20 protein-coding genes and 1 pseudogene are annotated in these 20,879 nt (G+C 68.6%); 16 read left to right on the forward strand and 5 right to left on the reverse strand.

Annotated elements, in window-relative coordinates; translation table 11 throughout:
- From VGE49_RS09320 to VGE49_RS09335, 4 genes and pseudogenes are all read left to right on the forward strand, one after another.
- Window positions 1–849, forward strand: a pseudogene (locus tag VGE49_RS09320) (ammonium transporter); the annotation flags it as partial.
- 56 nt (window positions 850–905) lie between these two features.
- The gene (ligD, locus tag VGE49_RS09325) at window positions 906–3,443 is read left to right on the forward strand and encodes a DNA ligase D (RefSeq protein ID WP_331034285.1); all 2,538 of its coding nucleotides are present in this window, start codon (window positions 906–908) and stop codon (window positions 3,441–3,443) included.
- A 55-nt stretch (window positions 3,444–3,498) separates the two neighbouring features.
- Window positions 3,499–3,681, forward strand: a complete 183-nt coding sequence (locus VGE49_RS09330; RefSeq protein WP_047413801.1) for a DUF3606 domain-containing protein — start codon at window positions 3,499–3,501, stop codon at window positions 3,679–3,681.
- 50 nt (window positions 3,682–3,731) lie between these two features.
- Window positions 3,732–4,178 (forward strand): cysteine hydrolase family protein, encoded by a 447-nt coding sequence (locus VGE49_RS09335; RefSeq protein ID WP_331034310.1) that lies wholly within the window; start codon window positions 3,732–3,734, stop codon window positions 4,176–4,178.
- Here the strand turns inward: VGE49_RS09335 and ku are convergent.
- Window positions 4,175–4,990 carry a non-homologous end joining protein Ku gene (gene ku, locus VGE49_RS09340; protein ID WP_331034286.1) on the reverse strand — a complete coding sequence of 272 codons (816 nt, stop codon included), beginning with the start codon at window positions 4,988–4,990 and terminating at the stop codon, window positions 4,175–4,177. The two genes, VGE49_RS09335 and ku, sit on opposite strands and share 4 nt — an antisense overlap.
- A 91-nt stretch (window positions 4,991–5,081) precedes the next feature.
- Here ku and VGE49_RS09345 point away from each other — a divergent pair, with 91 nt between their 5' ends.
- From VGE49_RS09345 to VGE49_RS09355, 3 genes are all read left to right on the forward strand, one after another.
- Window positions 5,082–5,732, forward strand: a complete 651-nt coding sequence (locus VGE49_RS09345) for a DUF1345 domain-containing protein (protein ID WP_331034287.1) — start codon at window positions 5,082–5,084, stop codon at window positions 5,730–5,732.
- A gap of 341 nt (window positions 5,733–6,073) precedes the next feature.
- A complete protein-coding gene (locus VGE49_RS09350; RefSeq protein ID WP_414643626.1) occupies window positions 6,074–7,567 on the forward strand; it encodes a DEAD/DEAH box helicase in 1,494 nt (497 codons plus the stop codon).
- Window positions 7,568–7,736: 169 nt separating this feature from the next.
- Window positions 7,737–8,345 (forward strand): DUF998 domain-containing protein, encoded by a 609-nt coding sequence (locus tag VGE49_RS09355; RefSeq protein ID WP_331034289.1) that lies wholly within the window; start codon window positions 7,737–7,739, stop codon window positions 8,343–8,345.
- Window positions 8,346–8,413: 68 nt separating this feature from the next.
- Here VGE49_RS09355 and VGE49_RS09360 read toward each other — a convergent pair whose 3' ends face one another.
- Together VGE49_RS09360 and VGE49_RS09365 are read right to left on the reverse strand one after the other, a co-directional pair.
- Window positions 8,414–9,703 (reverse strand): OmpP1/FadL family transporter, encoded by a 1,290-nt coding sequence (locus tag VGE49_RS09360; protein WP_331034290.1) that lies wholly within the window; start codon window positions 9,701–9,703, stop codon window positions 8,414–8,416.
- Between the two features lie 196 nt (window positions 9,704–9,899).
- Window positions 9,900–10,658, reverse strand: coding sequence for a competence/damage-inducible protein A (locus VGE49_RS09365; protein WP_331034291.1), 759 nt, complete (start codon window positions 10,656–10,658; stop codon window positions 9,900–9,902).
- Window positions 10,659–10,798: 140 nt separating this feature from the next.
- Between VGE49_RS09365 and map the strand changes: the two genes are divergently transcribed.
- The 5 genes from map to VGE49_RS09390 all read left to right on the forward strand — a co-directional run bounded on the left by map (window position 10,799) and on the right by VGE49_RS09390 (window position 14,137).
- Window positions 10,799–11,620 (forward strand): type I methionyl aminopeptidase, encoded by an 822-nt coding sequence (map, locus tag VGE49_RS09370; RefSeq protein WP_331034292.1) that lies wholly within the window; start codon window positions 10,799–10,801, stop codon window positions 11,618–11,620.
- Between the two features lie 26 nt (window positions 11,621–11,646).
- Window positions 11,647–12,378: a RadC family protein gene (radC, locus tag VGE49_RS09375; protein ID WP_331034293.1), complete on the forward strand. Its 732-nt coding sequence runs from the start codon at window positions 11,647–11,649 to the stop codon at window positions 12,376–12,378.
- A complete protein-coding gene (locus VGE49_RS09380; RefSeq protein ID WP_331034294.1) occupies window positions 12,375–12,899 on the forward strand; it encodes a GNAT family N-acetyltransferase in 525 nt (174 codons plus the stop codon). Before radC ends, VGE49_RS09380 begins: the two co-directional genes overlap by 4 nt.
- A 69-nt stretch (window positions 12,900–12,968) precedes the next feature.
- Window positions 12,969–13,211, forward strand: a complete 243-nt coding sequence (locus VGE49_RS09385; protein ID WP_331034295.1) for a BolA family transcriptional regulator — start codon at window positions 12,969–12,971, stop codon at window positions 13,209–13,211.
- A gap of 2 nt (window positions 13,212–13,213) precedes the next feature.
- Window positions 13,214–14,137 carry an aldo/keto reductase gene (locus tag VGE49_RS09390; protein ID WP_331034296.1) on the forward strand — a complete coding sequence of 308 codons (924 nt, stop codon included), beginning with the start codon at window positions 13,214–13,216 and terminating at the stop codon, window positions 14,135–14,137.
- A gap of 11 nt (window positions 14,138–14,148) precedes the next feature.
- On the opposite strand, the gene cysQ is transcribed toward VGE49_RS09390, so the two are convergent.
- Window positions 14,149–14,934: a 3'(2'),5'-bisphosphate nucleotidase CysQ gene (gene cysQ / locus VGE49_RS09395; RefSeq protein ID WP_331034297.1), complete on the reverse strand. Its 786-nt coding sequence runs from the start codon at window positions 14,932–14,934 to the stop codon at window positions 14,149–14,151.
- Window positions 14,935–15,023: 89 nt separating this feature from the next.
- Between cysQ and chpT the strand changes: the two genes are divergently transcribed.
- From chpT to VGE49_RS09410, 3 genes are all read left to right on the forward strand, one after another.
- Window positions 15,024–15,728 (forward strand): histidine phosphotransferase ChpT, encoded by a 705-nt coding sequence (gene chpT, locus VGE49_RS09400; protein WP_331034298.1) that lies wholly within the window; start codon window positions 15,024–15,026, stop codon window positions 15,726–15,728.
- Window positions 15,729–15,816: 88 nt separating this feature from the next.
- Complete coding sequence (locus tag VGE49_RS09405) at window positions 15,817–16,200, forward strand: response regulator (protein WP_331034299.1); 384 nt, start codon at window positions 15,817–15,819, stop codon at window positions 16,198–16,200.
- Window positions 16,197–17,012, forward strand: coding sequence for a CheR family methyltransferase (locus tag VGE49_RS09410; protein ID WP_331034300.1), 816 nt, complete (start codon window positions 16,197–16,199; stop codon window positions 17,010–17,012). Before VGE49_RS09405 ends, VGE49_RS09410 begins: the two co-directional genes overlap by 4 nt.
- On the opposite strand, the gene VGE49_RS09415 is transcribed toward VGE49_RS09410, so the two are convergent.
- The gene (locus VGE49_RS09415; protein ID WP_331034301.1) at window positions 16,995–18,368 is read right to left on the reverse strand and encodes a metallophosphoesterase; all 1,374 of its coding nucleotides are present in this window, start codon (window positions 18,366–18,368) and stop codon (window positions 16,995–16,997) included. The two genes, VGE49_RS09410 and VGE49_RS09415, sit on opposite strands and share 18 nt — an antisense overlap.
- A 261-nt stretch (window positions 18,369–18,629) precedes the next feature.
- Here VGE49_RS09415 and VGE49_RS09420 point away from each other — a divergent pair, with 261 nt between their 5' ends.
- Window positions 18,630–20,867 carry a TonB-dependent receptor gene (locus VGE49_RS09420; protein ID WP_331034302.1) on the forward strand — a complete coding sequence of 746 codons (2,238 nt, stop codon included), beginning with the start codon at window positions 18,630–18,632 and terminating at the stop codon, window positions 20,865–20,867.
- Window positions 20,868–20,879 lie beyond the last annotated feature (12 nt).

A 20,879-nucleotide genomic window follows, 5' to 3' on the forward strand; every position in this document is an offset into this window, starting at 1 on the left:
GGCGCCTTCGCCGAGCGGATCAAGTTCTCGGCCAGCGTCCTCTTCTTCACCCTGTGGCACCTGATCGTCTATGCGCCGATCTGCCATCAGGTCTGGGGCGGCGGCTGGATGGGCGAACTGGGCGTGCTCGACTTCGCGGGCGGGGCCGTGGTCCACGTCAATGCGGGCGTGGCCGGTCTGGTCTGCGCCATCGTGCTGGGCCCGCGCCACGGCTGGGGTCGCGACAACATGGCCCCGCACAACCTGGCCTTCACCGCCATCGGCACGGGCCTGCTGTTCGTCGGCTGGATGGGCTTCAACGGCGGTTCGGCCGCGGGCGCCAACGAGATCGCCGCCGTCGCCGTTTTCAACACCCTGCTGGCCCCCGCCGCCGCCGCCGTCGGCTGGATCGCGGTCGAGTGGACGCTGAAGAAGAAGCCGACCCTGCTGGGCCTGCTGACCGGCGTGGTCGCCGGCCTTGTCGCCATCACCCCCGGCGCCGGTTTCGTCGACCCGAAAGGCGCCTTCCTGATCGGCCTGATCTCGGGTCCGATCGCCTATGTCGGCGCGGTCTGGCTGAAACATAAGCTCAAGTATGACGACAGCCTGGACGCCTTCGGGGTGCACGGCGTGGCCGGGATCGCCGGCGCCCTGCTGACCGGCGTCTTCGCCAAGGCCGCCATCAACCCCCTGGCCGAGGGCGCGACGGTCTGGAAGCAGGCGATTGGTCTGGGCGGCGTAATGGCCTGGAGCGCCGTCGGCACCTTCGTGGTGCTGATGATCTGCAAATACACCGTCGGCCTGCGCGTCGAGAAGGAGGCCGAGATCGAGGGCCTGGACTACAGCCAGCACGGCGAGGCCATGCACTAGGGCCGCACGGCGAGGGGAGGCATGAAGCCTTCCCCGCCCCTCTGCGTTTCCACCGGATGGCGGCGCGCGGCGAACTGGAAACCTATCAGGCCAAACGTAACTTCGGCGTCACGCCGGAGCCGAGGGGCCGCAAGGCGAAGGCGCGCCGAAGCGGCCTGCGCTATCTGATCCAGCGCCATGCGGCGTCGCGCCTGCACTACGACTTCCGCATCGAGCACGACGGGGTGCTGAAGTCCTGGGCCGTGACCAAGGCCCCGTCGCGCGATCCCCATGTCAAACGGCTGGCGGTCGAGGTCGAGGACCACCCCCTCGACTACGGCGGCTTCGAGGGGACCATCCCCGCCGGAAACTACGGCGCCGGCACGGTGCAGCTGTGGGACGTCGGCGAATGGAGCCCGCAGGACGCCGATCTGGACGCGGCCTTCAAGAAGGGCGTGGTCAAGCTGACCCTCGACGGCGAACGCCTGAAAGGCGGCTGGGCCCTGATCCGGCTCAAGTCCGATCGCGGCAAGCCCGCCAAAAGGGCCAACTGGCTGCTGGTCAAGGAGAAGGACGAATACGCCGTCGACGGCGAAGGCGACGCCCTGGCCGAGATCGACGCCTCGGTCGTCACCGGTCGCAGCCTGGCCCAGATCGCCGAGGGCGAAACGCAATGGACCGCCTCCAAACCGGCCGGCCGCAAGGCCCCGCCCAAACCCAAGCCGACCAGGGCCGCCCGCCCCGTCGCCCGCCCCCACGCCTTCGTCCCGATCCAGCTGTGCCAGGTCGCCGACCACCCGCCCTCGGCCCCAGGCTGGGTGCATGAGATCAAGTTCGACGGCTACCGGATTCAGGTCGCCGTCGGCCGCGGGCGGGCGACCTTGCGCACCCGCAAGGGTCTGGACTGGACCGAACGCTTTCCCGAACTGGCCGCCGACGCCGCCCATTGGCCCGACGGCGTGCTCGACGGCGAGTTGTGCGCCCTCGACGCGCACGACATGCCGGACTTCTTGGCCTTGCAGACCGCCATCGCGGAGGGCGCGACCGAGCGCCTGATCTACTTCGCCTTCGACCTGCTGTTCGACGGCCCGGAGGATCTGCGCCCCCTGCCGCTGTCGCACAGGAAGGCGCGGCTTCAGGCCCTCATCGACTGCACGCCTGAGACCGCCGCCGGCCGTCTGCGCTACGTCGAGCATTTCGGCGCCGGCGGCCGGGCCATCCTGGAAAGCGCCTGCCGCATGAATCTGGAGGGCGTCATCTCCAAGAAACTGGACGCCCCCTATCGCGCGGGCCGGTCGGCGACCTGGGTCAAGTCCAAGTGCCGGGGCCGCGACGAGGTGGTGATCGGCGGCTGGTCGTCGGAGGATGGAAGCCGCTTCCGTTCCCTGCTGGTGGGGGTCAAAGCCGGGAATGGGGCCAGGGGCGGACTGCGCTACCTCGGCCGCGTCGGCACGGGCTATTCCGCGCCCCTGACCCGCACCCTGCTGCCCGCCCTGAAGGCCGCCGCCGCCGATCGCTCGCCCTTCGTCGCCCTGCCTGACGCCGAGACCGAGGACGTCCTGCACTGGGTCGCGCCCGTCCTGGTCGCCGAGATCGAACACGCCGGCTATTCCAAAGACGGCCTCCTGCGCCAGGCCGCCTTCAAGGGCCTGCGCGAGGACAAGGCGCCCGCCGACGTGACCGACGCGCCGCAACCGCCGGCGCCCGCCGCCAAGTCGGGCCGGCTGACCGTCGCGGGCGTGAACATCACCCACCCCGACAAGATCCTGTGGCCCGCGACCGGCGACCGCGCCGCCGTCAGCAAGGCCGACCTGATCGCCTATTACGAGGCCGTGGCCGAGCGCCTTCTGCCCCACGTGGTCGACCGGCCGGTCTCCATCATCCGCGCCCCCGACGGCATCGACGGCGAACGCTTCTTCCAGCGCCACGCCCTGGCGGGCCGACATCCGGGCCTGACGGCGATCGACGTCGGCGAAGGCAGGCCCTACCTCGCCGTCACCGGCCTCGGCGGCCTGATCGCCGTGGGTCAGTCAGGCGGGCTGGAGCTGCACCCCTGGGGCTGCAAGCCCGGCGATCCCGAGACGCCGGATCAGATCACCTTCGATCTCGATCCCGACGAGGGCCTCGACTTCAACGCCGTGGTCGCCGCCGCCAACCTGCTGAAACCCCGCCTCGAGGCCCTGGGCCTGACCCCCTTCGTCAAGACCACCGGCGGCAAGGGCCTGCACGTCGTGGTCCCGATCAAGGCCGACGCCCGCAGCCGCATCGACTGGGATCAGGCCAAGGCCTTCGCCAAAGGGGTGTCGGAGGCGATGAAGGCCGACCATCCCGACCGCTTCACCACCACCCTGGCCAAGAAGGCGCGGGGCGGAAAGATCTTCCTCGACTATCTGCGCAACGGCCGCGCCGCCACCGCCGTCGCCCCTTGGTCGCCCCGCGCCCGGCCCGGCGCCGGGATCGCCTGCCCCCTGTCCTGGAATCAGGTGAAGCCGGGGCTCGACCCGAAGGCCTTCAACCTGTCGTCCGCCGTCGACCTGTTGCAAGCGCCCGATCCGTGGGCGGGGTTCCGCGCCTCGGCGGCGTCGCTGAAGCCTGTCTTGAGCAAGCTGGGCTGAGGTCTTGCCGCGCCTGATGTGCTAGGCTTGCTCTTTGCGGATCAAGGACATTCCCATGGCGGGCCTGAAGGACAAGCGCGGCTTCATCGACAAGGACCGGCTGGACCTGTCCGAGCGTCAGGCCGTCGAATACTGGATGAAGCGTTGGGGCGTGACCCGCGACCAGATCACCGCCGCCCACCGCAAGGTCGGCCGCATGACCAAGGACATCGCCGCCGAACTGGGCAAGAAGCGTTAGGCTGGCCCTGCGCGGCGACGGCCGCTAGGAGACGCCATGAGACAGCGCTTCTGGTTATCGACGCCCAACCCAGTTTCAGCCCTCCGCCATGGCTGGTTCAGGGGATCGAACGGCTGATCGGAACCATGCCCTCGGTCGCCACGGTCGAACGGCACGACCAGGCCGTCACCCCCTTCCAACGCCAGCTCGGCTGGACCCCCGACCCCGACGATCACAGCCTGATCGCCGCCGACATCATCCATGTGAAGCACGGCTATGCGCCGACGCCCGCGACCGTCGCCCATCTGAAGGCGCTGAACCCGGAGCGGGTTCTGGTCTGCGGCATCCAGACCGACACCTGCGTCCTGACCGCCGGTTTCGCCCTGTTCGACGCCGGCCTGACCCCCACCCTGATCAGTGATCTGACCGTCGGCTCGTCGCTGGACCGTTCCGGCGAACTGGGCGCCCGGCTGTGGCGGCACCACTTCGGCCAAGTGGTCGCCACGACCGAGCTCTAGCCCGCCTTTTTCTTCGGCGCGGCCTTCTTCGCGGCAGGCCTGGCCGCGCCCTTCAGGCTGGCTTTCAGCGCCGCCATCAGGTCGACGACGTTCGTGTCGTCCGGCTCGGGGGCCGAGACCACGCCGCCCTTCTGCTTGGCGGCGATCATCTCGCGCAGGGCCTCGTCATAGCGGTCGTGGAAACGGGTCGGATCGAACGCCGCGGCCTTCTGGGCGATGATGCGGGCGGCGATCTCGACCATGTCGGGGTCTGCCTTCGCCTCGGGAATGTCGTCGAAGAAGTCGTCGGCGTCCTTCACCTCGTCGTGGGCGCGCAGGGTGTAGGCGACCAACCCCTTGCCGTGAACCTCCAGCGCCAGTTGCCGCTCCTTGCCGCGCAGCACCAGCTGGCCCAGGGCGATCTTGCCCGCAGTCTTCATCGCCTCGCGGATGACGGCGAAGGCTTCCACGCCCACGCCCTTTTCCGGCACGACATAGAAGGGATCGTCCCAGTAGAGGCGGTCGATCTCCGCCTCGTCGACGAACTGGTCGATGGAAATGGTCCTGGTGCTTTCCAGGCGCACCTTGTCGAAGTCGGCCTCGTCGAACAGGACGTATTCGCCCGCCGAGACCTCATAGCCCTTGACCAGATCGGACCGCTCGACCGGCCCCGTGTCCGGGTCCGTCGTCACCATGCGGATGCGGTTGTGGGTGGCGGGGTTGATCAGATGAAAGCGCACGTCCCCGGCGCTGCTGGTCGCGGTGTAGAGAGCGACCGGACAGGTCACGAGCGACAGCTTCAGATGTCCTTGCCAACTGGGTCGCGCGGCCATGATCGGCTCCTTTGCGCCTGATCGAACGGGTGCAGCGGGGATAGGTTCAGTTGGGCTGGCCCCCGCCGCCGAACGGCGTAATCATCCGCCCATGACCTGGATCGCCCGCTCGTTCCGACTGCACGCCGCCCTATGGCTGGGCCTGGGAGTCCTGATCGCCGCGGTCATCGTCACCCCCGCCGCCTGGAACTGGCCCATACGGATCGCGGTGGCCTGGGACACGAGCGTCAGCCTCTTTCTGCTGCTGACCTTTGAGCGGCTGCGGCGCGCCCGATCGACGGCGGCCATCCGGCGGCGCGCGGCGGCCCTGGATCAGGCCGGCGGCGCGGTGATGCCCCTCAGCCTGCTGGCGGCGGCGGCCAGCGTCTTCGTCATCGTCATGGAGACGGCGGACGGCGGGAGACCCACGATGGCGGAGGCCCTGTTCTCCATCGGCACCATCGCCGTCTCATGGCTGTTCGTCCACGTCATCTTCGCCCTGCACTACGCTCACGAGTTCTACGCCCCGGCGGAGGCTGGCGCGGGCGACCGCGGAGGCCTGATCTTCCCCGGCGAAGACGAGGCGGATTACTGGGACTTCCTGCACTTCGCTTTGATCATCGGCGTGGCCAGCCAGACCGCCGACATCCAGATCAGCAGCCGGAGACTGCGCCGCATCGCCACCCTGCACAGCCTGATCGCCTTCGTCTTCAACACGGTGATCCTGGCCCTGGCGGTCAATATGGCCGTCGGCCTGCTCTAGGCTTATCCGCACCTTCGCCTTGACTTGGCCGCTATTGAGGCCCATCTGCGCTGCACCGCACAATCGCGGTATCCGGTTTCCTGCAACGCGTGTGGGTCTTCCTCCCCGAAGACCTGATTGCAGACGCAGCCGGCCAGACCTCAGAGTCATTACGTCGTCCGGACACGCGGGGCGGCGCCCGATCCACCCCGACGGCTTCATTCCGAAGCTCTATCGGGACTGGCGAGGCGTCTCTTTGGCGTGCGTCGGGTCGAGAAGGCGAAGCCTTCTGACCGCACGCGTCGAGAATGCGCATCGCCGCAAGCGAAAGACGCTCCGTGAGCAACACCACTTTTGAATCCATGGGCCTGAACAAGGCCCTCCTCCAGGCCCTGGCCTCGACCGGCTATGAAAAGCCGACCCCGATCCAGGCCAAGGCCATCCCCGACGTCATGGCCGGCAAGGACCTGCTGGGCATCGCCCAGACCGGCACCGGCAAGACCGCGGCCTTCGCCCTGCCGATCCTGCATCGTCTGGCCGAGAACCGCGTCGCGCCCCAGCCGCGCACCACGCGCGCCCTGATCCTGTCGCCGACCCGCGAACTGGCCACCCAGATCGCCGACAGCTTCAAGCAATACGGCGCCCACCTGGGCTTCCGCGTCGCCGTCATCTTCGGCGGCGTCAAATACGGCCCGCAGGAACGCGCCCTGCAACAGGGTCTGGATGTCCTGGTCGCCGCCCCCGGCCGCCTGCTGGACCACCTGCAACAGAAGACGCTGGACCTGTCGTCGACGGAAATCTTCGTCCTCGACGAAGCCGACCAGATGTTGGACCTCGGCTTTATCAAGCCGATCCGCCAGATCGTCAGCCGCATCCCGGCCAAGCGTCAGAACCTGTTCTTCTCAGCCACCATGCCGTCGGAGATCGGCAAGCTGGCCGGCGAGCTGCTGAAAGACCCCGTCAAGGTCCAGGTCACGCCGCAGTCGACCACGGTCGAGCGCATCAAGCAGTCGGTCGTCCACATCGAGCAAGGCCGCAAGCGCGCCCTGCTCACCGAGCTGTTTTCTGACGCCGCCTATACGCGCTGCCTGGTCTTCACCAAGACCAAGCACGGCGCCGACAAGGTGGCGGCCTATCTGGAAGCCGGCGGCGTGGAAGCCGGCGCCATCCACGGCAACAAGAGCCAGTCGCAACGCGAACGCGCGCTGGAAGCCTTCAAGCAGGGCAAGCTGCGCGTCCTGGTCGCCACCGACATCGCCGCCCGCGGCATCGACGTGGACAAGGTCACGCACGTGGTCAACTTCGAGCTGCCCTATGTGCCGGAAGCCTATGTCCACCGCATCGGCCGGACGGCCCGCGCGGGCGCCGACGGCACGGCCATCAGCTTCGTCGCCGGCGACGAGATGAAGCTGCTGAAGGACATTGAAAAGGTCACGCGCCAGAAGATTCCGGCCGTTGACCGCCGCAACGACAAGGCCCTGGCCCAGCTGGACGCCTCGATCATGGCGGCCGGCGTCAAGCAGAAAGCCACCCTGCCCGAGCGTGAAGGCCGGGGCGGTCGCGGCGGACGTGGCGGCGGCGAGGGCGGCGAAGGCCGCGCCCGCAACCCGCGTCGCGACGGCGTCAAGCCGGAGGGCGGCGGTCAGCCGCACCGTCAGCGCAAGGGCGGCGCCAACCGCGACCGCACGCACCACGCCGAGCGTCCGGCTGCCGTCTATGACCCGATGGCGGGCGAACGTCCCAAGTCCTCGCCGCGCGCCCAGCCCTCTGCCGAGCCCAAGCCGGTCGGCGAAATGAAGCGCCGCCCTCGTCGCCGCCCGTCCAACGGCGGCAAGGGCTACGGCTCGCAAGGCTGATTTTCAGCCCGACGCAGCAACCTCGACAACGGCGGCCTTCGCAAGGAGGCCGCCGTTTTCAATTGCCCGCATGGACAAGTTTTAATCTCCCCGTCCGCATCCGCTGACGCGGCCCGAAGGCTCCATCGAGCATGGGGGCGCGACGCTTGCGCCCATTGAGGGGACTCCTATGAACCGAAATATCCTGCTGGGATGCGGCGTCGCTGCACCCCTGATCTATGTGGGCCTGGCCGCGAGCGGCGGCCTGCTGTTCCCCGGCTACGATCATGCCGCCCAGGTCATCAGCGAACTGGGCGGCCCTGAGGCGCCGCATCCCATGGTGTTCAACCTCGGCCTGATGGCGGCGGGCGTCCTGACCCTCCTGGGCGCCGCCGGCCTGTTTCTGCGTCTGCGCGGCGGCGCCTGGCTGGGCGCCCTTCTCGCCGCCCTGGCGATCGCGACGTTCGGAATTTCCATCCTGATCGGCGGCGTCTTCCCCCTGCCGGACCCCCGCCACATGGCCTGGGGCCTGGGCTACGCCGCGCAGATCGCCCCCCTGCTGACGCTCTGGGCGCTCTGGAAGACGCCGGGCCATGCGGGGCTCAAGGGCTTCCTGGTCTTCAACCTGCTCGTCGTCAACCTGGCCCTGGCCGTGATGTTCGGGGTCGGGAATCTGGTCGGCCCCGACAACCTCGGCCTGTGGCAACGCCTCTACGGCCTGGCCGTCTATCCGTGGATCGGCGTGACCGCCCTGTGCCTGATGCGTCCATCCGCCCGGCTGAGCCCGCGCTTCGCCTGACCTCCCCGACGCAAAAACGGCGGCTCCCGCAAGGGAGCCGCCGTTTCCATGTCAGCCGTGTCGCTGGATCAGAAGGCCCAGCGCGCGCCCATTGAGGCGACCAGGGCGGAACCCTCGGCCGTGCCGCGCAGGTGCGAGGTCGTCGCCGCCGGCGTGCCCGCATAGAAGGTACGGTCGTCGAAGATGTCCGAGTCGCTGAAGGCGACATAGGTCAGACCGGCGTCGAAGGTCACGCCGGGCGTCACCTCGGTCGAGCCGCCGACCGAGAACAGCAGGCGGTCGGCGTCGGGGATGCGGGCCGTGCGCAGGCTGTCGCGGGTCGGGGTCGGATCATAGCCGACGCCGGCGCGCAGGATGGTCTTGTCGCTGAGGGCGTAGTCCAGGCCGATCGCGCCCGTGGTCACGTCCTTGTAGTTCTGATGGATCGAGTCGCCGCCCGCGCCGTATTCGACGTCGATGGCCTGGAACTCGGACCAGCCGATGCGGTTGACCTGGGCGTTCAGCGTCAGCTTGTCAGTGACGGCGTAGCGCACCGAGGCCGAGGCGAACCACGGCGTGTTGAAGCTGGCCTTGCCGGCGGTGGCGACATTGGCGCCCGCCAGCGGCCCCAGAAGGCCGGCGATGGTGATGTCGCCGTCCAGTTCATGCTCGATCTTGGAGCGGTAGCTCAGACCGAAGTCCCACGCGCCCTTGTGCGCCTGGGCGCCGACGTTCCAGCCGTAGTCCCAGCCGTCGCCTTCCAGGGTGTTGGAGCCGTCCGGCAGCAGGGGCGACAGGTTGGGCAGGGCCGAGGTCAGCTTGGCCTTGACGAACTGGGCGTCCAGGCCCGCGCCGATGTCCAGCCAGTCGTTGACCTTCATGGCCACGGTGACGCCGGCGTTGGCCGAGCGCAGCTCCGAGGTCAGGGCGTCGTAGCGGGTGAAGGAGGCCTTCTCGTACTTGGTCGTGAAATTGTAGGGGGCCGCGACCGAGACGCCGACGGCGAAGCGCTCGCCGATGGGCGTGGCGAAGGCGAAGTTCGGCGCCAGGCCGCTTTCGATCGGATCGACGGTCGTGTTGCGCGGGTTGACCACCGGCACGTTGGCGCCGCCCGGATAGGTCACATAGGAGCCGTCGTTCTTGACCTCGGAATCGATCCTGATGGCGTGCAGGCCGAACGACAGTTCGCGGCCGCTGCGGGCGATGGAGGCGGGGTTCCACCACATCGAGCCGACGCCGCGATCCGCGGCCTCGCCCGAATTGGCGCGCCCGATGCCGCGCACCGACTGTTCCTGCAGATAGAAGGAGCCGGCGAGGGCCGGGGCCGCGACGCCGGCCATCAGGACCGTGGTCAGAGCCAGGCCGCCGAAGCGAGCCATGTTCCTGGGGTTCATACTGTTTCACCTATGTAAGTCGACCCGTCCTTGCTTAGCGGCGGGTCGTTGTCCGGGGAGAAAGGCGACGCTAACAGCCACAGCGCCCATGTCATGAAAGCGTTGCCTCCAAGACCCCTCTCGGACCGCAAATCGGCGAAACCGTGGCGATGAAGTCGCACAATTTCACACCTTGGTGAGGTTACGTTACGGCAATATCAATGCCCGCAGAACGCAGTTCGCGAGAAAGATCATGTTCCGCGAGGTCAACTTTGGCCGTATCGCGACCACGAATCACCAGCTGGGTTCCGGCCTCTCCGTCGCGGCCGAAACCGAAGGGATAGCTGCCGAACGACAGGTCGGGCCGGGCCTCGGCGGCGGCCCTCAGAAGGTCCGCGATCGCGCCTTCCCCGACCCCGACCACGCGGATCGTGCGGACATGAACCACCGCCCCGGCGCGCAGGCGCGGCGCCACGTCCTGCAGCATGGCCTCCATGATCTTCGGCACGCCCGCCATGACGAAGACGTTGCCGATCTGGAAGCCCGGCGCCTCGGTCACGGGGTTGGCGATCAGGCTTCCGCCCTCAGGAATGCGCGCCATGCGCCGTCGCGCGGCGTTGAACTCGCCCGGTCCGTAGCGCCGCTCGAGGATGGCCAAGGCCTCGGGATGTTCGACCACCAATACGCCGAAGGCCGCGCCGACCGCGTCGGCGGTGATGTCATCATGGGTCGGGCCGATGCCGCCGGTGGTGAAGACATAGTCATGGGCCGCGCGCAGGGCGTTCAGCGCCGCCACGATCTGATCCTGCCGGTCGCCGACCGCGCGCGCCTCCAACAGGTCGATGCCCAGCGTCGCCAGGAAGCGGGCGATGGTGTTCAGGTTCACATCCCGGGTCCGGCCGGACAGGATTTCATCCCCGATGATCAGGACGGCGGCGGTGGGGGCGGCATGATCGGTCATGGACCTCATGATAGGCGCCGCCCTCCGCCGCGTCATCGTCGCCGCCTGACGGGGTTGAGCTTTTGTGCTAGTCTCGCCATCTGACGCCCAAGACCACAGCCCAGCCGCTCCCCCCGTTTCGCGGCGCCCGAAAGCAGATCATGTACGAGACTCCCGACCTGGATAACGACGCCTTCGTCCGCAGCCACGAAATCCGCATCCACGACGCGGAGGCCTTCGAGGGCATGCGCAAGGCCGGCCGCCTGGTGGCCGAGGCGCTGGACATGATCGGCGAACACGTGAAGCCCGGCGTCACCACAGGCGAGCTGGACGATCTGGTGCGCGAGTTCACCCTGGCGCGCGGCGGCGTCCCCGCCTGCCTGGGCTACAAGGGCTACACCAAGACGATCTGCACCTCGATCAACCACGTCGTCTGCCACGGCATTCCCGGCGACAAGGTTCTGAAGGAAGGCGACATCGTCAACATAGACCACACGGTCATCGTCGACGGCTGGCACGGCGACAGCAGCCGCATGTATCCGGTCGGCGAGATCAACGCCCGCGCCAAGAAGCTGATCGACGTCACCTATGACTCGCTCGAACTGGGCCTGGCCCAGGTCAAGCCGGGCAACACCTTCGGCGACATCGGCTACGCCATCCAGAAATTCGTCGAGGCCCAGCGCATGAGCGTGGTGCGCGACTTCTGCGGCCACGGCATCGGCCGCGTCTTCCACGACAGCCCCAACGTCCTGCACTACGGCCGCCGCGGCGAGGGCGCGGTGCTGAAGCCCGGCATGTTCTTCACCGTCGAGCCGATGGTGAACCTGGGCAAGCCGGCGGTGAAGGTGCTGTCGGACGGCTGGACCGCCGTGACCCGCGACAAATCCCTGTCGGCCCAGTGCGAACACACCATCGGCGTGACGGAAGACGGGCTGGAAATCTTCTCGGCCTCGCCGAAGGGCCTGTTCCGCCCGAAATTCTGAGCTAGTCTCCCCTTCGGGGGAGGCTGATGCTCGATCAACCGACGGAACAGCCGAAGGCCAAGCCGCACCACGCCGGTCATCGCGAGCGGCTGCGCGAGCGTGCGCGCGGCGCGGGCATCCACCACTTGCCCGACTATGAGCTGCTGGAGCTGTTTCTGTTCCGCAGCCAGCCCCAGGGCGACGTCAAGCCGATCGCCAAGGCCCTGCTGACCCGCTTCGGCTCGCTGGCGGCGGTGCTGGCTGCCTCGGTCGAGGATCTGATGACCGTCCGCGCCGAGGATTCGCGCGGCCGCTCCAAAGGCGTCGGCGCCGAGACCGCCCTGGACCTGGCCGCCCTGCACGAAGTGTCGCGCCGCGTGGCCAAGGAAGAGGCCAACAAGCGCACCGTCATCTCGTCCTGGACGGCGCTGCTGGCCTATGTCCGCCTCAGCCTGCAGCATGAGCCGCGCGAGCAGTTCCGCGTCCTCTATCTGGACAAGAAGAACCAGCTGATCCTCGACGAGATCCAGAACCGGGGCACGGTCGACCACGCCCCCGTCTATCCGCGCGAGGTGGTGCGTCGGGCGTTGGAACTGTCGGCCAGCGCCATGATCATCGTCCACAACCACCCCTCGGGCGACCCGACCCCCAGCCGCGCCGACATCGACATGACTCGGCAGGTGATCGAGGCGGCCCGCTCGCTCTCGCTCCAGGTCCACGACCACCTCATCGTCGGCCGCGAGGGCGTGGCCAGTTTCAAGCAATTGGGTTTGATGTGACCGTCCTGACCACCGACCGCCTGACCCTGACCCCCGTCGCCGCGAGCGACATGGACGACCTGATCGACCTGTGGGCCGACGAGACCTTCACCCGTCACATCATGGGACGCGGCCTGTCCGAAGAAGAGGTCTGGTTCCGCTGCCTGCGCGATCTGGGCCACTGGCAGGCCAAGGGCTACGGCAATTGGTCGATCCGCGAGACGGAGACGGGCGCCTATGTCGGCAGCGTCGGGGTGCTGGACTATCGCCGCGAGATGACGCCGGCGTTCGACGCCCCGGAGCTGGGCTGGGGCGTCGCCCCCGCCTTCCAGGGCCAGGGCCTGGCCCACGAAGCCCTGCAGGCCGCCCTGGCCTGGACCGACGCCTATCGGCTGGAGCCGCGCACCGTCTGCATGATCTCGCCCGACAACGCACCCTCCCTGAAGCTGGCCGAGCGGGTCGGCTACCGCCCCTACGCCGAGGCCGACTACAAGGGCTCAACCGTGACCCTTTTCGAACGGCCGCGCACGGTCACGGGCTGACAGAGCCGGCGCCGCTCATTAAGTTTTACAGTTCAGACTTGTCCCGCGTTTTTCGAGAGTAGCCCCCCAATGCCCATGTCCGCCGACGTCCTGCGCGCCCATCTGGTCGAGGCCTTTCCCGATGCGGACATCGCCATCGAGGATCTGGCCGGGGATGGCGACCACTATCGCGCCAGGATCGTCTCCGCCGCCTTCAAGGGTCTGCCGCGCGTGCGTCAGCACCAACTGGTCTATGGGGCGCTGAAGGGCCAGATGGGCGGCGAACTGCACGCCCTGGCGCTGGAGACCTCCGCCCCCGTCGAGGCAGGCTGAGCATGCGATATCGCCCGTTCGGCACCACCGGCGCGGCGGTGTCCAACCTGACCCTGGGCCTGGGCGTTGACGCCCTGGCCCGCGGCCCCTCCGCCCTCAAGGAACTGATCTTCACCGCGCTGGAAGCGGGGGTGAACAGCTACCATCTCGAGAACGCCGACCCGGTCCTGGCGGAGATCGTCGGCGAAGCCTTGGGCCACGTGGAGCGCCGGCTGGTCTGCGTCAGCATCACCCTGGGCGTCGGAGACGGCCGCAAGAAGGGCTTCCGCGACTTTTCCGCCGATGGTCTCAGCGGCGCCATCGACCGGGCGCTGCACGCCTCCAGCCTGGGCTGGTTCGATCTGGCGGTGCTCGACCAACCCGCCGACGACGAACTGCCCCAGGCCTCGCTGATCGCGCTCAAGGCCCTGCGCAAGGCGGGTCATGTGCGGCTGCTGGGCGTGTCGGGCGATGATCCGGTGATGGACATCTATGTCTCGACCGGGGCCTTCGACGTCCTGTTCACGCCCTTCCACGCCAATGTCGAATGGCGCATCCGCTCGCGCATGCGGGCCGCGCGCGAGCGCGACATGGCCATCTTCACCTACGACTACTTCCCCGAGAGCCTGTCGACCGAGCGCAAGGCCGCAGGCGCGGGCGCGGCCCCGAAGAAGAAGGGCCTGTTCGGCTTCGGCGGCAAGACGGCGGACGCCGGCCTGGCCAACGCCGGATCCTTCGCCTTCCTGCACCAGACGCCGAATTGGAAGGCCGAAGAAATCTGTCTGGCCTTCACCCTGACCGACCCGGCCATCGCCAGCGTCCTGGTCCGCGCGGTCAATCCCGAGCGCATGGAGGCCCTGGCCGTCGTGCCCGAGCGCAATCTTCCGCCCGGTCTGTCGGCCCAGATCGAAATGGCCCGCGTGGGGTCGGCGTCGGCCGCGGCCTGACGCCCCGCCTTTTAGCCGCCCATGGCCACGAAGGGGCCGTTGAGGAAGCCCGGCTTGCGATAGGCCAGCCGCGCCCCGTCCGCGCCCAGAACCCGGCCGCCGGCGGCCTCCAGCACGGCCTGCCCGGCCGCCGTGTCCCACTCGGACGTCGGGCCGGTGCGCGGATAGGCGTCGAAACGTCCCTCGGCGATGAGGCAGAACTTCAGGGACGAGTCCATGCCCTGCCACTGGGTGCAGCCGTGACGCGCCGCCAGACGGGCGGCCTCCTCGTCGGTCATGCTGTGGCTCAGCAGGGCGATGCCCTCCGCCGAACGGTCGCGCACCTTGATCGGCCGCCAGGCCTCGCCGAAGGCGCGACGCACAGCGCCCTTGCCCGGCGCGGTCGAGGCCCAGGTCACGCCCGAGGCCGGGGCCGTCACCACCCCCGCGACCGGCGCGTCGCCGCGCATCAGGGCGATGTTGACGGTGAAGCTTTCGCGGCCCTGGACAAAGCCCTTGGTGCCGTCCAGCGGGTCGATCAGCCAGAACCATTCCCCGACCGAGATCGGAACGCCGTCGGCGGCGGCGGCCTCCTCAGCCACGGCCTCGACCTCGGGCCAATGCTCGGCCAGCCGTTTCAGGATCAGGGCCTCGGCGGCGCGGTCGGCCTCGGTCACGGGGCTGGCGTCGGCCTTGGTCTCGACCGCGGTGTTCACCCGCCAGTAGGGCAGGATGAGGCGCGCGGCCTCCTCGGCGATGTCGGCGATGGTCTCGGCGAGGGCGCCGGAAGCGAGGTCGGTCTCAAGGGCATCGGTCATGTCGCCGCCTCGATAGCCCATGCGCCCGGTTTCAAGAACCGGCAAATCAGGTCAGCCTTAACCATTCCCGCCAGCAGACCGCCCGAACGATGACCTTCCCTGACCTTTCCGCCGCCTCGCCCTCGGCCGAGCTCTCCGTCGCCGACCTGCCGGTCGAGAGCGCCGACCTGGCCGCCTTCATCGCGGGCAAGCTGTGCCATGACTTCATCAGCCCGGCGGGCGCCATCATGTCGGGCCTCGACCTGCTGGAAGACCCCACGGCCCAGGACATGCGCGACGACGCCATGAGCCTGATCCGTCAAAGCGCGAAGAAGATGGTCGCCCTGGTCCACTTCGCCCGCGTGGCCTTCGGCGCGGCCACGACCAGCGAACAGTTCACCGCCGCCGAACTGCACGGCCTGGTCGCCGGCCTGTCCGAGGGCGGCCGCGCGACCCTGGACTGGCGCATGACCGACGAGGTCTTCTCCAAGCCCGAAGCCCGCGCCCTGATCAATCTGGCCTGGATGACCCTGTCGGCCCTGCCGATGGGCGGAACCGCCACCGTCACCGCCCGCCGCGAAGACGGCCGCGTCCTGCTGATCGGCTCGGCCGAGGGCGCCCGCGCCCGGCTCAAGGCCGAGGCCGTCGTCGGCCTGAAGGGCGAACGTCTGACCGAGGGTCTGGCCGGGCAGTGGATCCAGCCCTACTGGCTGTGGCTGACGGTGAGCGACGCCGGCGGCCGGCTGGATCTGGCGACCGAGGAGGGCCGCGTCGGCCTGGTCGCCCGGATGCCCACCCCCGCCGCAGTCGCCTGAGTTTACACGGGCCCAACCGTCCGTTAACCGCCACAAAAGATCATGACGCGAACGGCGATCGCCGCTCGCGCCTAACGGGACAAAACCCTTGGACCCCAGAACCTGCCTGATCGTCGATGACAGCCGGATCATCCGCAAGGTCGCGCGACGCATCGTCGAGGGCCTGGGATTCGAGGTGGACGAGGCCGCCGACGGCGCCGAGGCCCTCAGCTACTGCATGGGCGCCATGCCCTATGTGGTGCTGCTGGACTGGCAGATGCCGGTGATGGACGGCCTGACCTTTTTGCGGCGTCTGCGCGACCTGCCCGGCGGCCGAGGCCCCAAGGTCCTGTTCTGCACCATTGAGACTCGCGCCGACCGGATTGCAGAAGCCCTGTCCGCAGGGGCCGACGATTATGTTATGAAGCCTTTCGACGGCGAGATCCTGCAATCCAAACTCGCCGAAGTGGGAGCTGTTCAGTCGCCGTCATGACGCCGGAAGATTTCGATCGCCTTCAGACCTTGCTGGCGACGCGCGCCGGCTTCCGGCTGACGCGCGACCGGATGCATCTGGCCGAGCACCGGCTGGGTCCGGTGGCACGGCGCGAGGGCTATCACAACGTCGAGGCCATGCTGGCGTCGCTGTGGAGCAAGCCCGTCGCCTCGCTCGGCTGGGCGGTGATCGAGGCCCTGTTGAACGGCGAGACCTGGTTCCGCCGCGACCGCGCCGTCTTCGACAGCTTCGCCCGCGAACTGATGCCCGCCCTGACGGCCGCCCGCCCCGGCGGCAAGGTGCGCCTCTGGTCCGCCGGCGCCTCGACCGGCCAGGAAGCCTACTCCCTGGCCATCGCCGCGCTGGAAAGCCGCGCCGACGTCGAGATCGTCGCCACCGACCTGTCGCGCCTGTCGGTCGAAAAGGCGGCCTCGGGCCTCTACACCTCCTTCGAGATTCAGCGCGGCCTGTCGGCGCGGACCATGCTGCGCTGGTTCGAGCAGGCCGACGACCAGTGGCGCGCCCGCCCCGAACTGCGCGCCGCCGTCACCTTCGAGCGCGCCAACCTGCTGGACGAACCCGTCGACGACGGGCGTTTCGACGTCATCTTCTGCCGCCATGTCCTCAGCGATCTGGAGCCTGCGCGCCGCGCCCGGGTTCTGGACGGACTGGAGCGCCGCCTGGTCGATGACGGCTGCCTGTTCCTGGGCGTGGACGAACGCCCCGAAGGCGACAGCATCGCCTTCCGTCCCGTGGCCGGTCGCCCCGGCCTCTACGTCAAGGCGCCCGCCGCCCTACGCCGCGCGGCCTAGCAGGCCGGCGACCGCCGTCGTCTTGACCCGCGCCTCGGCAACCTCGGCGAAGGCCAGATCCGTCGTCCCGAAATATTCAGCCTGGTTCATCGCGCACCAGTCGGTCGTGACCAGACGCACGGTCGCCTTGCCCGCCACGCTCTCGGCAGCGCCATAGAGGAAGTCGCCGCCACGCTCCGCCAGAGGCATGGGCCGGTCCTGATTGGCCTGCGCCATGAAGCCCGCCAGCCGCTCGGCCGGAACCTCGGCGACCATCAGCTTGCCGTCGAACCGCACCACGGCGTCGAAGGCGTAGCGCGTCACCGCTCCGGCGGGCAGGCCGGTCCCAAGCGTGGTGTGACCGATGAAGCCGGCGTCCGCGCCCGCCGCGCGCGCCATGGCGACGGCGACGGCTCGCCCCGTCTCGCCCAGGGTCAGAGCGCGCGAACTGACGCCCAGCACGACCGTCTCCTCGTCCGTCAGATGGGTCGCCAGGGTCGAGGCGATCAGGTCGGCGATGCGCGGCGACGGCGCGGCGTCCAGCGCCACCGCCGTCGAACCGACCGCGATCCGCCCGTCGTCGTAAAGGGTCGCCGTCGTATAGGCGTTGCTCCACGACCCGGTGTGGGCATAGGCGCTGCGGCCTTGCCGATGCTGGAACAGCAGATGGTTGTGACCGCCGATCATCAGGGCGCCGTCGGGCAGCAGGGGCAGGATGTCGCGATCCCCGGCCACCCCGGCATGGCTCATCACCAGCATCAGGTCGGCGCCGTCCAGCAGCCGGCTCAGGTTCGCCCTGGCCCAGTCGCCCGGCGCCGGGATCGACAGCCAGTCGCGGCTGGCCCTGGGATAGGTGCTCAGGGAATCCGTCCCCGCCCCGACGATCCGCAACGACCGCTCGCCCAACGGCACGGTCACGGCGGCCTCGGCGTAGGGCCGGCCGGTGCGCGCATCCAGGATGTTGCTGACCACGACGATCCCCAGCGACCGCATCCGCGCCACGATCTCATGCAGATCCGGCGTCAGGTCGTTGTCGTGGTTGCCCAGGTTGACCACCGTCGGCGCCAGCTTCGGCAACTCGCCCAGGAAGGCCCAGTCGATCGCTCCGCCCGAGCGCACCGACACGACGTTGCCGTGCTCGAAACTGTCGCCGTCGACGGCGATCAGGTGCGGCGCGCCCGATCCGGCCACCTCGGCCTCCAGCGCCGCCAGCAGTTGCCCGGTGCGCTCATAGGCGGAATGCAGGTCCGACATGGCCAGGACCCGGCCCAGCACGCGGGCATCCGGCGCCGGGGCCAGGGCGCCCAGACCCGGCGCGACGGCGGCGGTCGCCAGAAGCTGGAAGAGGCGGCGGCGGTGCAGCGGGGTGATGGTCATGCCCTGGTCCCTGTCAGACCGCGCCCGGCGCGTCGAGAGACCCTCACCGAAACGGCGGCGCAGCCCTGCCGTTTCGCACGACATATTGCGGCGCACAATCCCTGGAAACGCCCGAAAACCCTTTCAGCGCCGGGCGAAACGTCGAGTTTTCGCCCACCGTGTCCGTGTCGCGAAAGCTTCATCGAGCACGCATCCTCGATGCTGGAAAAAGCGTCGCCGTGGACCTAGTCCCTCGCCCAATCTCAACGAGGATCCTCCCCCATGTCCCGTCGTCTCGCCGCCCTCGCCGCCTCGGCCAGCGGCCTCGCCCTTCTGATCGCCGCCCCGGCCGTGGCGCAAACCGCTGCTGCCGCCGATCCGGCCGTCGGCGTCGACGAAATCGTCGTCACCGCCCAGCGCCGCAGCGAAAACATCCGCGACGTGCCCTTCGCCGTCACGGCGATGAACACCGAAACCCTGAACGCCGTCTCGGCCGGCGGCGCCGACATCCTCAGCCTGTCGGGCCGCGTGCCCAGCCTGCAGGTCGAAAGCTCGAACGGCCGCTACGCCCCGCGCTTCTACATCCGCGGCCTCGGCAACGTGGACTTCGACTTCACCGCCTCGCAGCCGGTCTCGGTGGTGATGGACGACATCGTGCTGGAGAGCGTCTACCTGAAGGGCTTCCCCCTGTTCGACGTCAAGCAGCTGGAAGTGCTGCGCGGCCCGCAGGGCACCCTGTTCGGCCGCAACACCCCGGCCGGCGTGGTCAAGATCGACACCGCCAAACCCGGCCAGGACTTCACCGGCTACGGCTCCCTGACCTACGGAAACTACGGCTCCAGCCGCGCCGAAGGGGGCGTGACCATGCCGCTGTCGGACACCCTGTCGGTGCGCGTCGCCGGCCTGTGGAACCACCGCGACGACTGGGTCGACAACGCCTACGACGCTCCCTTCGCCAAGAAGGACGGCAAGGACCTCGGCAACTTCGACGACATCGCCGGCCGCGTCCACGTCGCCTGGACCCCGAACGAGCGCCTGTCGGCCCTGCTGACCCTGCAGGCCCGCGACTATGAAGGCACGGGCACGCTGAACCGCGCCAACGTCCTGACCAAGGGCTCGAACAAGCTGAACGACCGCTTCGACCGCGACACCGTCTATTACGACGGCGGCCGCAACAACTTCCAGAAGCAGCAGACCACCTCGCAGTCGCTGCAGGTCGCCTATGACTTCGGTCCCGCCACCCTGACCGGCGTGATCGGCTCCTATCGCGGCTCCAGCCAGGGCGACGGCGACATCGACGGCGGCGTCCTGAACGATCCGGTCAACAGCGGCTCGATCCCGTTCCGTTCGGAAAGCGGCACCCTGTCCAGCGATCTGCTGCAGAACACCTATGAACTGCGCCTGGCCTCGAACGGCGCGGGTCGCCTCGGCTGGCAGGTCGGCGCCTTCTACTGGGACGAGCGCATCAACCTGGTGTCCGGCACCTTCAACGGCACGGGCGGCCTGATCCCGATCAAGGCGACCGACATCACCCAGAAATCGGACTCCTGGTCGGTCTTCGGCCAGGCCAACTACCAGGTCACGGACGCCCTGAAGGTGACGGCGGGCGTGCGTTACACCGACGACAGCCGCGACTATCACGGCAAGGTCGTCATCGGCACGCCGGCGAACGCCGAAGGCGATGTCTCGGTCGGCGACGAACAGGTCAGCTGGGACGTCAGCGCCCTCTATGAGGTCAACGACAGCCTGAACCTGTTCGCCCGCGTCGCCAGCGGCTATCGCGGCCCGTCGATCCAGGGTCGCAACCTGCCGGTCCTGACCACGGCCGATTCCGAAACCGTCATGTCCTACGAGGCCGGCCTCAAGTCGCGCCTGTGGAACGGCCGGGCCCGTCTGAACGCCACCGCCTACCTGTATGAGGTCAGCGACATGCAGTTCACCGCCATCGGCGGGGCGGACAACTCCAACCGCCTGATCAACGCCGACAAGGGCGAGGGCTATGGTCTGGAAATCGACGGCGACGTCTACTTGGGCGCCGGCTTCAGCCTGGCGGCGGGCGCCGCCTGGAACCACACCGAGATCAAGGACAGCGACCTGCTGGTCGCCGTCTGCGGCGCCGGCTGCACTGTCGTCGATCCCATCGTCATGGTCGGCACGGCCCGCCGCGCCAAGGTCGACGGCAACCCCTTCCCCCAGGCGCCGGAATACACCGCCAACCTGACCCTCTCCTACGTCCGCCCCCTCGGCGACGATCAGGAGCTGTTCGCCTCGACCGACTGGGTCATGCAGAAGGACTTCAACCTCTTCCTCTATGAATCGGTCGAGTTCATGCAGGACACCGCCTTCGAGGGCGGCCTGCGCGCAGGCTGGCGCGACCTGAACCGTGGCCTGGAAGCCGCGGCCTATGTCCGCAACCTCACGGACGAAGCCAACGTCATCGGCGCCATCGACTTCAACAACCTGACGGCCTTCGTCAACGAACCGCGCATGTACGGCGTGGAGCTGTCGAAGCGATTCTAAGCCGATCAGGCT

Origin of the sequence: Brevundimonas sp., from assembly GCF_036405315.1 — a bacterium.
In the GTDB taxonomy this organism is placed as follows: Bacteria; Pseudomonadota; Alphaproteobacteria; order Caulobacterales; family Caulobacteraceae; genus Brevundimonas.

Excerpts from the sequence above, each read along its gene's own strand:
- ligD (WP_331034285.1), top strand. The coding sequence starts at position 906 with ATGGCGGCGCGCGGCGAACTGGAAACCTATCAGGCCAAACGTAACTTC.
- VGE49_RS09330 (WP_047413801.1), top strand. The coding sequence starts at position 3,499 with ATGGCGGGCCTGAAGGACAAGCGCGGCTTCATCGACAAGGACCGGCTG.
- ku (WP_331034286.1), bottom strand. The coding sequence starts at position 4,990 with ATGGCCGCGCGACCCAGTTGGCAAGGACATCTGAAGCTGTCGCTCGTG.
- VGE49_RS09345 (WP_331034287.1), top strand. The coding sequence starts at position 5,082 with ATGACCTGGATCGCCCGCTCGTTCCGACTGCACGCCGCCCTATGGCTG.
- VGE49_RS09350 (WP_414643626.1), top strand. The coding sequence starts at position 6,074 with ATGGGCCTGAACAAGGCCCTCCTCCAGGCCCTGGCCTCGACCGGCTAT.
- VGE49_RS09355 (WP_331034289.1), top strand. The coding sequence starts at position 7,737 with ATGAACCGAAATATCCTGCTGGGATGCGGCGTCGCTGCACCCCTGATC.
- VGE49_RS09360 (WP_331034290.1), bottom strand. The coding sequence starts at position 9,703 with ATGGCTCGCTTCGGCGGCCTGGCTCTGACCACGGTCCTGATGGCCGGC.
- VGE49_RS09365 (WP_331034291.1), bottom strand. The coding sequence starts at position 10,658 with ATGACCGATCATGCCGCCCCCACCGCCGCCGTCCTGATCATCGGGGAT.
- map (WP_331034292.1), top strand. The coding sequence starts at position 10,799 with ATGTACGAGACTCCCGACCTGGATAACGACGCCTTCGTCCGCAGCCAC.
- radC (WP_331034293.1), top strand. The coding sequence starts at position 11,647 with ATGCTCGATCAACCGACGGAACAGCCGAAGGCCAAGCCGCACCACGCC.
- VGE49_RS09385 (WP_331034295.1), top strand. The coding sequence starts at position 12,969 with ATGCCCATGTCCGCCGACGTCCTGCGCGCCCATCTGGTCGAGGCCTTT.
- VGE49_RS09390 (WP_331034296.1), top strand. The coding sequence starts at position 13,214 with ATGCGATATCGCCCGTTCGGCACCACCGGCGCGGCGGTGTCCAACCTG.
- cysQ (WP_331034297.1), bottom strand. The coding sequence starts at position 14,934 with ATGACCGATGCCCTTGAGACCGACCTCGCTTCCGGCGCCCTCGCCGAG.
- chpT (WP_331034298.1), top strand. The coding sequence starts at position 15,024 with ATGACCTTCCCTGACCTTTCCGCCGCCTCGCCCTCGGCCGAGCTCTCC.
- VGE49_RS09410 (WP_331034300.1), top strand. The coding sequence starts at position 16,197 with ATGACGCCGGAAGATTTCGATCGCCTTCAGACCTTGCTGGCGACGCGC.
- VGE49_RS09415 (WP_331034301.1), bottom strand. The coding sequence starts at position 18,368 with ATGACCATCACCCCGCTGCACCGCCGCCGCCTCTTCCAGCTTCTGGCG.
- VGE49_RS09420 (WP_331034302.1), top strand. The coding sequence starts at position 18,630 with ATGTCCCGTCGTCTCGCCGCCCTCGCCGCCTCGGCCAGCGGCCTCGCC.